Raw genomic sequence first — 12,981 nt, 5'->3', positions numbered from 1 at the left:
GGCTCAGATGGCCTTGCCGGGGTTGAGGATCCCGGCCGGATCAAAGAGCGCCTTGATGCTGCGCTGGAGCTCCCTGACCGGCTCCGGCTGCTCCAGGCCCAGCCAGCGCAGTTTGTACTGGCCCACCCCGTGCTCCCCGGTGATGGTCCCGCCCATGTCGAGTGCCGCGACCACGGAGGCATCCAGGGCCAGGTTCAGCCGCTCCATGGCATCCGCGTCGACGGCATTGTCCTGCCGGTCGATCCAGAATGTGGGGTGCAGGTTGCCGTCCCCTGCGTGCGCCACCACCTTCAGCTTTACATGATGCTTCGCTGCCAGGTCTTCGAGGGCGGCCACGTAGTCCACCAGGCGTGACCGCGGCACCGCAACGTCCTCCCCCACCCGGTATTGATCGTCCACTTCAACGCCGCGGCTGTTCCGGCGGAGCTCCACCAACTGTTCCGCTTCAGCAGTGGATTCGGTGCTCACCGTTGCCCCGCCGGCGGCGAGCACGGAACGCACGACGTCGGCCTCCGCCGCGGCCCCGAACCCGTCGGTTTGGATCAGGAGCAGCGAACGGCCCCGTGAACTCAGATCCGAGCCGTGGAGGTGGTCCAGCTGGGCCAGCGTGCCGCCGTCGAGCAGTTCCATGATGGCCGGCTGCACCCGGGCCCGTCCCACAGCCAGGACGCCGGCAGCGGCCTGCCGGAAGTCCGGGTAGAACGCGGCGACGGTGCGGATGTCGCGGGGCAGGTACTTGAGGCGCACCGTCACCCCCACCACTATTCCGAGCGTCCCTTCGGAACCCACGAACAGGCCGGTAAGGTCGTAGCCGGCAACACCCTTGAATGTCTGATGCCCGGTGTGGATGAGGGACCCGTCCGCCAGCACCACATCCAGGGCCAGCACCGAGTCCCGGGTAACGCCATATTTGGCGCACCGCAATCCGCCGGCGTTGGTAGCTACGTTGCCGCCGATGGTGGAGGTGCGGAAGCTCGCCGGATCCGGCGCATACATCAGCCCGTACTCCGCCGCGGCCTCGTTGAGTGCCGCGTTCACCACCCCGGGCTCGACGACGGCGGTCTCGTCGTCCGCGTTCAGGTCAAGGATGCGGTTCATCCGTTCCAGTGACAGGACAATGCAGTTCCGGCTCGCGTGTGCGCCTCCGGAAACACCGGTCCCGGCTCCCCGGGCGACCACCGATACCCCCTGGGCGGCGCAGAGCCGGACCGCGGCCTGGACTTCCGGCACCGTGCGGGGGAAGACCACGGCCAGGGGCAACTGGTAGTCCAGCACGGGGGCCTCGTCCACGGCATAGGTGGGCATGATTTCTTCCGCCGTGCAGACTTGGCCCGCGCCGAGTGCGCCAACCAGCTCTTCAACCAAGCTGCCCACGCAGCCTCCATCCGTCGTCGTCATTGGTGCTCCTAGTCTAGGACGCGCCATCGTGACGATACTCGGCAGTAATGTGTCTTGGGCGGCTGCTGCAAACGTTTCCACAGGTCAGCAGGAAGTTCCCCAGGAATCGACGCGGAAACTGCACGGCCGTGATGGAAGCGTTTTCACACTTTCACGCATTCGCGCCTAGGCTGTCCCCATGTCCGTAGATACAGTGACTTACGCCACACCACCACTGACGAGTCCTTTGACGCTCATCCACGAGGCCAGCCAGGCCCCCGGGTGGTGGAGATCGGCGGTCATCTACCAGGTGTACCCGCGGTCCTTCCGCGACTTGAACGGCGACGGCATCGGTGATCTTGCCGGGATCACGGCGGAACTGCCCCACCTGGCTGACCTCGACGTGGACGCTGTCTGGCTGTCACCGTTCTTCAAGTCGCCCCAACGGGACGCCGGGTATGACGTTAGCGATTACTGTGATGTCGACCCGATTTTCGGTACGCTGCTGGATTTCGACATCCTGATGGCCGAGGCCAACCGCCTGAACGTGCGGGTCATTGTGGATCTGGTACCCAACCACTGTTCTGACCAGCATGTGGCCTTCCAGGCCGCCCTCGCCGCGCCGGCAGAAAGTCCCGAACGGGACATGTTCATCTTCCGCGATGGCACCGGACAGGACGGCAACGAACCGCCGAACAACTGGCAGTCCCATTTTGGCGGACCGGCGCGGACCCGGATCACGGGTCCCGGCGGCCAGCCCGGCCAGTGGTACCTGCACCTTTTTGATTCCTCCCAGCCCGACTTCAATTGGGACAATCCGGCCGTTCATGCCGAATTTGAACGGGTGCTTCGCTTCTGGCTGGACCGTGGCGTCTCCGGCTTCCAGGTGGACGTTGCACATGCCCTGGTCAAGGCTCCCGGACTCCCCGGCTGGGGCGGCCGGGCCGATGGCGGCAGCTCGGACGGCTTCCCCGGCCACGAGGCACCCATGTTCGGCCAGCCCGCGGTGCATGACATATACCGGGCCTGGCGACGGATCCTGGCCGAATACGGGGCGGACAGGATCCTGTGCGCCGAGGCGGGCGTGGACCTCCCCCGTCTGGCCCACTGGGTCCGGCCCGACGAAATGCACCAGGCCTTCAACTTCCCATTCCTGCACGCCGGGCTCGATGTGTACCGGCTCCGCGGCGTCATCACCGACTCCCTGACAGTCCTGAACGGCGTGGGCGCACCCAGCACGTGGGTACTCTCCAACCATGACGTCGTCAGGCATGCCTCGCGCTTCGGCTACAACGGTCATGGGCCCCGCGACGGCGACGGCATCGGCCCCGCCGATCCCCAGCCGGACACGGACCTCGGCCGCCGGCGTGCAGCGGCCGCCTCGATGTTTATGCTGGGCCTGCCCGGCGCCGCCTACCTCTATCAGGGTGAGGAACTCGGTCTGCCGGACGGCACTGACATCCCGGGGCACCTGCGGCAGGATCCCACGTTCGCCCGCACCGGCGGGGAGCGCCTGGGCCGTGACGGCTGCCGTGTCCCTTTGCCGTGGCGGGCTGCCGAACGGCATCTGGGGTTCGGCGCCGGGGCAGATCCCTGGCTCCCCCTCCCGGCGAGCTTTGGGGAACTGGCGCGGGACGCCCAGGCCGCTGCGCCGTCGTCGCACCTTAACCTCTACCGCAGCATGCTTGCGCTCCGCCGCGGGCTGGACCTCGGCAGCGGGTCCCTGGCCTGGGCGGAGGACTGGTGCAGCGGTTCATCCCTCGCGTACGTCAACGGCACTACGCTGGTGATCATGAACCTCAACCACGAGCCCCTCGACCTGCCGGCCGGCCGCGTCCTCCTGCGGAGCGCAGGACCGGAGACAGGCCATCGCCTCGCCTCAGGTGAAACGGCGTGGCTCTGCCTTGATGGAGGCGGCGCGGAATAGTGGGACTCGCGGGCATCAAAGACGTTGCCGACCGCGCCGGACTTTCGATTGCCACGGTGTCGAGGGCGCTCAGCGGCAAGGCGAATGTGTCGGCCAGGAGCCGGCAGTTGGCCAAGGCCGCCGCAGACGAGCTCGGCTTCGTCCCGTCGTACCACGCCTCGAGCCTCGCCTCCGGCCGCAACCACAATGTGGGCCTGGTGGTGCCGTCCGTCCACCGCTGGTACTTCTCATCAGTGGTCGAAGGTGTCTCCGGCGCGCTCCTGGACGCGGGCTATGACCTCACGCTGTACAACGTGGGCGATCAGCCGGACCGCCGCCAGAGCGTCCTCACCGATTTCCTGCTCCGCAAGCGACTGGACGCCGTGATTGCGGTGGCGCTGGTCCTCAGTGAGGCCGAGATTCAGCAGCTTCTGGCCATTCACCGTCCCATCGTGGGCATAGGCGGTGCGCTGGCCGGCGCCTCCACCATCAGGATCGATGACGCTCGCCTGGCCCGCGCCGCTACTGAGCACCTGATCGGACTAGGACATACGCGTATCGCGCACCTGACGGGAGACGGAGAGCTCAACCGGGACTTCAAGCTTCCCGGGATCCGCCGCGCCGGCTTCGAAGCCGCGATGGCTGCCGCAGGCCACATTGTCCGCCCGGAATGGACCGTCTCTGCGGATTTCACCATCCAGGGCGCCAACGCCAGTGCCCGCACACTCCTCGCCACCGCGGCCGAGCGGCCCACGGCCGTATTCGCTGCCTCCGACGAAATGGCCATCGGCACCATTCTCGCCGCGCGCGACTTCGGGCTGCGCGTGCCGCAGGATCTTTCCGTGATCGGCATGGACGGCCACGAACTTGGCGAGGTGGTCGGACTGACCACCATCAGCCAGGATCCCCGCGGGCAGGGGGCACTTGCCGCCCGGCTGCTGCTGGAAAGGCTCGACGCCGCCGCGGAGCCGCGTTCCAAAGGCGCGTCGCCGGCTCCGGAGCCTACCGACCGGGAATACCCCACCGAATTCCTGGTCCGGAACAGTACGGCTGTTCCGCCGTTGTGAGGTGGCGACCCGCCGGCCTACCGGCCCGTGTCCCCACCCATGAACCGGACGAAGCGGTCCAGCACTACAGGCCAGCCCTGCGCGTAAACGGCCCGGGCCGCGGCCGGGTCCTCGGCGCCTTCCCAGCCGTCATGTACCAGCCTGACCTCCGTCCCCTCCGGTACCGCCCGGAAGGCAACCCGCAGCTCAGTGGACCACATGGCGGTGGTTCCCGGGTGCCAGGAGGCGTGAAAGGAGAGCGGCGGCTGCCAGTCATCAATGCTGCCCCAGACCGCGGTCCTGCCATCATCGGCGGTCTCCAGAATGAGGATGTCCTCGAATTCGACGTAGGAGCCTGCCCCAAAGACGCTGTTGGATTCCATCGGCCACCACAAGTGGGTGTGGTCCGTGAACCCGGCAAAGGCCTGGGCCACCGGCCCCGGCACCGTCACTGCGTGGATGACAGGCTCGAGGCTTTCCCTGGGCTCAGCTTGGCCGGACGGGGCATCTTCTGCGTGACTGAAAAGGTTCTCCATGGACGTCAACTGTACGCGGCCCCCTTTGAAACGCTCTCTCAGTTGATGTGGGTTTTCCGTGGATGCTCTCGCAGTTGATGTGGGTTCCCGGCGGACGCTCCCGCGGTTGATGCTCCGCTGGACGGCGGTGGGCGGGCGTATGCCGTGGGTGTGGGGTGTTGTGCCGTGGCGGGGTGCGGGAGGGTTTGGGGATTTCCCGCGTTAACCTGACTTGGCTCACGGGCCGGGATATTTCGGGAGCGTATCGCGCTGACCTGCGGTGATGCGGGCTGCTTAATGGTTTTTCACGCACTAATGGGATTTGTTCTAGTGTCACGGTGTGGCTTTCATCAGGAGGGTGCGAACGGCCTCGGGGGCGACCGGTGTGCAGATCGCGGAGTACGTGCGGGGCCGTCAGCGGATAGTGGAGCACGTCGGTTCGGCGCATACGGAAGCCGAACTCGGTGTCCTGCTGGAGCGTGCGCGCGAGTTGCTGGAGAATCCGGCGCAGGGCGTCCTTGAGCTTGGTGTCGAGCGCACGCCTCCAGTGAAGAATCTGGTTGCCCCTGCTGATAATCCGGGACTGTTCGATATTGCCCGCCCGGCAGCAATTCCTGGGCGCGAAGGCCCTGCCCGCGTGGTGGGCACCGACTCCCGGTTGCTGTTCAATGCGTTGGCCTGGGCGTTCACGTCGTTGAAGTTCGATGGCCTCGGTGACGAGGTGTTCCGGGATCTGGTGATCGCCCGGGTCGTGGAACCAACTTCACTCCTGGATGCCGGCAGAGTCCTGCGGGACCTCGGCCAAAGTCCTGCCAGCTACGCGACTATGAAGCGGACCCTTGCCCGGGCAGCTGCGGGTAACTACCGCGACCGGGTCGCGACCTGGTGCTTCGAGCACGCCAGGACCGACGGGGACGTCTCACTGGTGCTCTATGACGTGACCACCTTGTATTTCGAGGCGGAGAAGGAAGACGAGCTGCGGAAAGTCGGGTACTCCAAGGAACGTCGCGTTGATCCCCAGATCGTTGTCGGTCTGCTGGTGGATCGCGGCGGGTTTCCGTTGGAGATCGGCTGCTTCGAAGGCAACAAGGCCGAGACGGCAACCATGATCCCGATTATCAAGCAGTTCCAGGTCCGCCACGGTCTGGCCGACATGGTCGTCGTCGCCGACGCAGGCATGCTTTCAGCCAGCAATCTGCGCGAGCTGGATGAAGCGAACCTGCGGTTCATTGTCGGGTCCGGAATGACGAAAGCGCCGAATGACCTGGCCTCGCATTTCCGCTGGCACGGTGACGCGTTCAGCGACGGGCAGCTGATCCATACGCTCACCCCCAGGACCGGCCACACGAACGAGAACAACCCTGATCTGCGTGCCGAACCCGTCTGGGACCCTGCCGCGCACCCGGGATCCTGGCGGGCGGTGTGGGCCTACTCCCGCAAGAGAGCTGTTCATGACAACACAACGCTCACGGCCCAGGAGAACCGGGCACGGGAGGTCATCGAGGGACAGAAATCAGCCCGGACCCCACGGTTCGTCAAGACCGCCGGCGGCAAACCGAGCCTGGACGAGGCCTCGATAGCGCGTGCCCGGCAACTCGTCGGACTGAAAGGCTAGGTGACAAATATCCCCGCAAACATCATGCCCGCAGGGGAAGTAATCGGCTCCTACCACGACCTGTGGCATGTCGAGCAGTCGTTCCGGATGAGCAAAACTGACCTGCGCGCCAGGCCCATGTTTCACCGCACCCGTGACGCGATCGAGGCGCACCTGACCATCGTGTTCACCGCGCTTGCGGTCTCCCGGACTGTCCAGAACAGGACAGGGCTGGCGGTGCGTAACGTAATCCGACAACTCCGGCCCTTACGCTCAGCGACCATCGCCATCAACGGCACCACGCAGACATTCGCCCCCGATATTGCCGCCGAGCAGCAGGCCATTCTCGACGCCATCCGCAACCCAAAACTCACGCACTAACGAAATGAGCCAAGTCAGGGGCGCCGGGGGTTGGGTGTCCGGGGGCGGAGGTTGGCGCGGGGGTGTTTTGCCGTGGCGGGGTGCGGGAGGGTTTGGGGATTTCCCGCATTAAGTGAGAGAGCGTTTTGTGGGTGCCGCGGGTGCCTGGCTGGTTTTGGGTGGGTGGGTGGGTGGTTAAATGTGGGAGACCCCCCGACACGTGTGTGTCGGGGGGTCTCAACCATTTTTAATGGTGTTCCGGCGGTGACCTACTCTCCCACACCCTCCCGGGTGCAGTACCATCGGCGCTGTGGGTCTTAGCTTCCGGGTTCGGAATGGGACCGGGCGTTTCCCCCACGCTATGACCGCCGTAACCTTATGTCCGCACCCTGGACAGTGGTGTCCGGGCGGGAAATCTGTGGTTACAACATTGTGGTGTTGTTTGTATTGTGTTGTGTTTTTTGTTCCCTGACGCAACGGACCCGTGGCGGGTTTGTTGGTTGGGAACCACATAGTGGACGCAAGCAGTCTTGTTTCTTTTTACCACTGCTGGGTGTGAACGTCTTTTGAATGCCGTTCACGCAGTGGTGTGTGGTGTAAGTTATCGGCCTATTAGTACCGGTCAGCTTCACGAGTCGTTAGTCCTCGCTTCCACATCCGGCCTATCAACCCAGTGGTCTGGCTGGGGGCCTCTCACACACAAGGTGTATGGAAATCTCATCTCGAAGCGAGCTTCCCGCTTAGATGCTTTCAGCGGTTATCCCATCCGAACGTAGCTAATCAGCGGTGCACTTGGCAGTACAACTGACACACCAGAGGTTCGTCCGTCCCGGTCCTCTCGTACTAAGGACAGCCCTTCTCAAATTTCCTGCGCGCGCAGCGGATAGGGACCGAACTGTCTCACGACGTTCTAAACCCAGCTCGCGTACCGCTTTAATGGGCGAACAGCCCAACCCTTGGGACCTACTCCAGCCCCAGGATGCGACGAGCCGACATCGAGGTGCCAAACCATGCCGTCGATATGGACTCTTGGGCAAGATCAGCCTGTTATCCCCGAGGTACCTTTTATCCGTTGAGCGACGGCCATTCCACAATGTACCGCCGGATCACTAGTCCCGACTTTCGTCCCTGCTCGAGATGTCTCTCTCACAGTCAAGCTCCCTTGTGCACTTACACTCGACACCTGATTGCCAACCAGGCTGAGGGAACCTTTGGGCGCCTCCGTTACTTTTTAGGAGGCAACCGCCCCAGTTAAACTACCCATCAGGCACTGTCCCTGACCCGGATTACGGGCCGAAGTTAGATGTCCAAAGTGACCAGAGTGGTATTTCAACGATGACTCCACCCGAACTGGCGTCCGGGCTTCAACGTCTCCCACCTATCCTACACAAGCCACTCCGAACACCAATACCAAACTATAGTAAAGGTCTCGGGGTCTTTCCGTCCTGCTGCGCGTAACGAGCATCTTTACTCGTACTGCAATTTCGCCGAGTTTATGGTTGAGACAGCGGGGAAGTCGTTACTCCATTCGTGCAGGTCGGAACTTACCCGACAAGGAATTTCGCTACCTTAGGATGGTTATAGTTACCACCGCCGTTTACTGGGGCTTAAATTCTCAGCTTCGCCCGTAAGGGCTAACCGGTCCTCTTAACCTTCCAGCACCGGGCAGGAGTCAGTCCGTATACATCGTCTTGCGACTTCGCACGGACCTGTGTTTTTAGTAAACAGTCGCTTCCCCCTGGTCTCTGCGGCCCCGATCCCCTCCCACCAGCGTGTGGTGTTCAAGGTTGGGGCCCCCCTTCTCCCGAAGTTACGGGGGCATTTTGCCGAGTTCCTTAACCATAATTCTCTCGATCGCCTTAGTATTCTCTACCTGATCACCTGTGTCGGTTTGGGGTACGGGCGGCTAAAACCTCGCGTCGATGCTTTTCTCGGCAGCATAGGATCACCAAATCCCCCCACTAAAGGGGGTCCCATCAGATCTCAGGCATCATGAACAGCGGATTTGCCTACCGTTCGCCCTACATCCTTAGACCGGGACAACCATCGCCCGGCTCGGCTACCTTCCTGCGTCACACCTGTTAATACGCTTGCCTCCCAGGATCAGGTCCCGCGCTCCACCAAAACCCGCACACCACAAGGGCGATTGGGCAGGTCTCGGGCGGTTAGTATCCCCTGTTCAACATGGACGGTTTTTCGCCGGTACGGGAATATCAACCCGTTGTCCATCGACTACGCCTGTCGGCCTCGCCTTAGGTCCCGACTTACCCAGGGCAGATTAGCTTGACCCTGGAACCCTTGATCATTCGGCGGACGGGTTTCTCACCCGTCTTTCGCTACTCATGCCTGCATTCTCACTCGTGTAGGCTCCACCGCTGGTTTACACCGCGACTTCACTGCCCACACGACGCTCCCCTACCCATCCAAACGCCTGAACCACAAGGGCTTAGCAATATTTGAATGCCACAACTTCGGCGGTGTACTTGAGCCCCGCTACATTGTCGGCGCGGAATCACTTGACCAGTGAGCTATTACGCACTCTTTTAAGGATGGCTGCTTCTAAGCCAACCTCCTGGTTGTCTTCGCAACTCCACATCCTTTCCCACTTAGCACACGCTTAGGGGCCTTAGTTGGTGGTCTGGGCTGTTTCCCTCTCGACTATGAAGCTTATCCCCCACAGTCTCACTGCTGCGCTCTCACTTACCGGCATTCGGAGTTTGGCTGACGTCAGTAACCTTGTAGGGCCCATTAGCCATCCAGTAGCTCTACCTCCGGTAAGAAACACGCAACGCTGCACCTAAATGCATTTCGGGGAGAACCAGCTATCACGAAGTTTGATTGGCCTTTCACCCCTACCCACAGCTCATCCCCTCCATTTTCAACTGAAGTGGGTTCGGTCCTCCACGACGTCTTACCGTCGCTTCAACCTGGCCATGGGTAGATCACTTCGCTTCGGGTCTAGATCACGCCACTGCAACGCCCTATTCAGACTCGCTTTCGCTACGGCTTCCCCACACGGGTTAACCTCGCGACGTAACACTAACTCGCAGGCTCATTCTTCAAAAGGCACGCCGTCACAGCTACTTGTGATAAATCACGGCTGCTCCGACGGATTGTAAGCACACGGTTTCAGGTACTGTTTCACTCCCCTCCCGGGGTACTTTTCACCTTTCCCTCACGGTACTGGTCCGCTATCGGTCATTAGGGAGTATTTAGGCTTATCAGGTGGTCCTGACAGATTCGCACGGGATTTCTCGGGCCCCGTGCTACTTGGGATACTCTCACAGGCGGCACAAAACATTTCGGTTACGGGGCTCACACCCTCTCTGGCCGGCCTTTCAAGACCGTTCACCTATGCCTGCACATCACACCCCACCAGTCCGGCAGAACTGGTATGGAAAGTCCCACAACCCCGACCATGCAACGCCCGCCGGCTATCACACATGGAACGGTTTAGCCTGATCCGCGTTCGCTCGCCACTACTAACGGAATCACTATTGTTTTCTCTTCCTGCGGGTACTGAGATGTTTCACTTCCCCGCGTTCCCCCCACGCACCCTATGTGTTCAGATGCGGGTCACCAGGCAGATCGCTCCCCTGGCGGGGTTTCCCCATTCGGACACCCTGGGATCACAGTCCGGTTATCGACTCCCCCAGGCTTATCGCAGATTCCTACGTCCTTCTTCGGCTCCTAATGCCAAGGCATCCACCGTGTGCTCTTAAAAACTTGACCACAAAAGATCAATTCAGAAATTTTCGAGAGAACCACGAAAACCAACCACACCCAACAACCACACCCCCAAAAAAGGAGATGCCATCATCACGCGCAGCCAGATCCAGGTTCATATTCTTGGAAATTGCTTCTTATAAAAGATGCTCGCGTCCACTATGTAGTTCTCAAACAACAACCCCAAACCACACACCCCACACACACCCGCCCCCGAAGGAAACAAGCAACCGTGTGATCGGTGCAGCCAGGAAACCAGAAACAAACAAGTCCCGAAACCCTCCCCCGAAGGAAAGAACCCCGGTCCTGTTGCCTCAGGACCCAACAGTGTGCCAAACACTACCCAGCAATACCACCGGCAAACGTTCCAGAACCCCGGACCCCGAAGGACCCACGATTCGTACTAGCCACCGGCAAGCGCCGCCAGGCACCTATTTGTTGATATTCCACCCGTGAGCACCCGCCGCAGAACTTGCGTCTGCGCAACGGGCGTACTCCTGACAACACCACCACACAGACATAACGCCTGGCAGGGTTGTTGTAGGTGCTCCTTAGAAAGGAGGTGATCCAGCCGCACCTTCCGGTACGGCTACCTTGTTACGACTTAGTCCCAATCGCCAGTCCCACCTTCGACAGCTCCCTCCCCACAAGGGGGTTAGGCCACCGGCTTCGGGTGTTACCAACTTTCGTGACTTGACGGGCGGTGTGTACAAGGCCCGGGAACGTATTCACCGCAGCGTTGCTGATCTGCGATTACTAGCGACTCCGACTTCATGGGGTCGAGTTGCAGACCCCAATCCGAACTGAGACCGGCTTTTTGGGATTAGCTCCACCTCACAGTATCGCAACCCTTTGTACCGGCCATTGTAGCATGCGTGAAGCCCAAGACATAAGGGGCATGATGATTTGACGTCGTCCCCACCTTCCTCCGAGTTGACCCCGGCAGTCTCCTATGAGTCCCCGCCATCACGCGCTGGCAACATAGAACGAGGGTTGCGCTCGTTGCGGGACTTAACCCAACATCTCACGACACGAGCTGACGACAACCATGCACCACCTGTGAACCGACCGCAAGCGGGGCACCTGTTTCCAGGTATTTCCAGTCCATGTCAAGCCTTGGTAAGGTTCTTCGCGTTGCATCGAATTAATCCGCATGCTCCGCCGCTTGTGCGGGCCCCCGTCAATTCCTTTGAGTTTTAGCCTTGCGGCCGTACTCCCCAGGCGGGGCACTTAATGCGTTAGCTACGGCGCGGAAAACGTGGAATGTCCCCCACACCTAGTGCCCAACGTTTACGGCATGGACTACCAGGGTATCTAATCCTGTTCGCTCCCCATGCTTTCGCTCCTCAGCGTCAGTTAATGCCCAGAGACCTGCCTTCGCCATCGGTGTTCCTCCTGATATCTGCGCATTTCACCGCTACACCAGGAATTCCAGTCTCCCCTACATCACTCTAGTCTGCCCGTACCCACCGCAGATCCGGAGTTGAGCCCCGGACTTTCACGGCAGACGCGACAAACCGCCTACGAGCTCTTTACGCCCAATAATTCCGGATAACGCTTGCGCCCTACGTATTACCGCGGCTGCTGGCACGTAGTTAGCCGGCGCTTCTTCTGCAGGTACCGTCACTTTCGCTTCTTCCCTACTGAAAGAGGTTTACAACCCGAAGGCCGTCATCCCTCACGCGGCGTCGCTGCATCAGGCTTTCGCCCATTGTGCAATATTCCCCACTGCTGCCTCCCGTAGGAGTCTGGGCCGTGTCTCAGTCCCAGTGTGGCCGGTCACCCTCTCAGGCCGGCTACCCGTCGTCGCCTTGGTAAGCCATTACCTCACCAACAAGCTGATAGGCCGCGAGTCCATCCAAAACCACAAAAAAGCTTTCCACCCCCCACCATGCGATGAGGAGTCATATCCGGTATTAGACCCAGTTTCCCAGGCTTATCCCAGAGTCAAGGGCAGGTTACTCACGTGTTACTCACCCGTTCGCCACTAATCCCCCCACAAGTGAGGTTCATCGTTCGACTTGCATGTGTTAAGCACGCCGCCAGCGTTCATCCTGAGCCAGGATCAAACTCTCCGTTGAAGTAAAACAAAAACAGAAAACAACCAACACCCCCGGAAATAACGGGAAAAGAAGGCTGCAAAATTTGAAACCAGCTGTAAAAACCAGACCCAATCCACGGGGTGGACAGGCCTGGCCAATTCAACCAATTCAATACAATAAATTGGTATCAACAAACTTGGCACACTATTGAGTTCTCAAACAACAGACACACCCGGCACCACCACCAGCACTAAACAGCCGTGGATCGCTCCGGAGCAACTTTTCAAACTTACCGGCTGGTCTCACTCTTGTCAAACCGGCATTCGCGACTCTCAACGCCCTAGGGCTTTCGTGTCGGTTTTTTCGGTCTGACTCCGTGGAGCAGCGCGGAAATAAACTCTACCACCAGATTTTA

The 12,981-nt window shown here is 60.9% G+C and carries 4 protein-coding genes, 3 rRNA genes and 1 pseudogene; 3 read left to right on the top strand and 5 right to left on the bottom strand.

The window, feature by feature from the left end:
* Window positions 1-3: 3 nt before the first annotated feature.
* A complete protein-coding gene (locus SBP01_RS03690) occupies window positions 4-1,398 on the bottom strand; it encodes an FAD-binding oxidoreductase (RefSeq protein WP_320537517.1) in 1,395 nt (464 codons plus the stop codon).
* A gap of 178 nt (window positions 1,399-1,576) precedes the next feature.
* Here SBP01_RS03690 and SBP01_RS03685 point away from each other — a divergent pair, with 178 nt between their 5' ends.
* Together SBP01_RS03685 and SBP01_RS03680 are read left to right on the top strand one after the other, a co-directional pair.
* On the top strand, window positions 1,577-3,304 hold the full coding sequence (locus tag SBP01_RS03685; protein WP_320537516.1) for a glycoside hydrolase family 13 protein: 1,728 nt from the start codon (window positions 1,577-1,579) through the stop codon (window positions 3,302-3,304).
* Window positions 3,304-4,350 carry a LacI family DNA-binding transcriptional regulator gene (locus tag SBP01_RS03680; protein WP_320537515.1) on the top strand — a complete coding sequence of 349 codons (1,047 nt, stop codon included), beginning with the start codon at window positions 3,304-3,306 and terminating at the stop codon, window positions 4,348-4,350. The genes SBP01_RS03685 and SBP01_RS03680 overlap by 1 nt, the downstream gene beginning before the upstream one ends.
* Before the next feature lie 17 nt (window positions 4,351-4,367).
* Here SBP01_RS03680 and SBP01_RS03675 read toward each other — a convergent pair whose 3' ends face one another.
* Window positions 4,368-4,865, bottom strand: a complete 498-nt coding sequence (locus tag SBP01_RS03675; protein ID WP_320537514.1) for an SRPBCC domain-containing protein — start codon at window positions 4,863-4,865, stop codon at window positions 4,368-4,370.
* Window positions 4,866-5,184: 319 nt separating this feature from the next.
* On the opposite strand from SBP01_RS03675, the pseudogene SBP01_RS03670 reads away from it, so the two are divergent.
* Window positions 5,185-6,819 (top strand): annotated as a pseudogene (locus SBP01_RS03670) (IS1634 family transposase).
* A 235-nt stretch (window positions 6,820-7,054) separates the two neighbouring features.
* Here SBP01_RS03670 and rrf read toward each other — a convergent pair.
* The 3 genes from rrf to SBP01_RS03655 form a co-directional block, all read right to left on the bottom strand.
* Window positions 7,055-7,171 (bottom strand): 5S ribosomal RNA (rrf, locus tag SBP01_RS03665).
* Between the two features lie 218 nt (window positions 7,172-7,389).
* A 23S ribosomal RNA gene (locus tag SBP01_RS03660) occupies window positions 7,390-10,530 on the bottom strand.
* 549 nt (window positions 10,531-11,079) lie between these two features.
* Window positions 11,080-12,605 (bottom strand): 16S ribosomal RNA (locus tag SBP01_RS03655).
* Together the 16S, 23S and 5S rRNA genes form the textbook arrangement of a ribosomal RNA operon.
* Window positions 12,606-12,981: the final 376 nt, after the last annotated feature.

The sequence above is a fragment of the Pseudarthrobacter sp. IC2-21 genome (assembly GCF_034048115.1).
GTDB classification, from domain to species: Bacteria; Actinomycetota; Actinomycetes; order Actinomycetales; family Micrococcaceae; genus Arthrobacter; species Arthrobacter naphthalenicus.
Note: the sequence above shows the minus strand (reverse complement) of the source record. Positions and strands in the feature narration are given on the sequence as shown.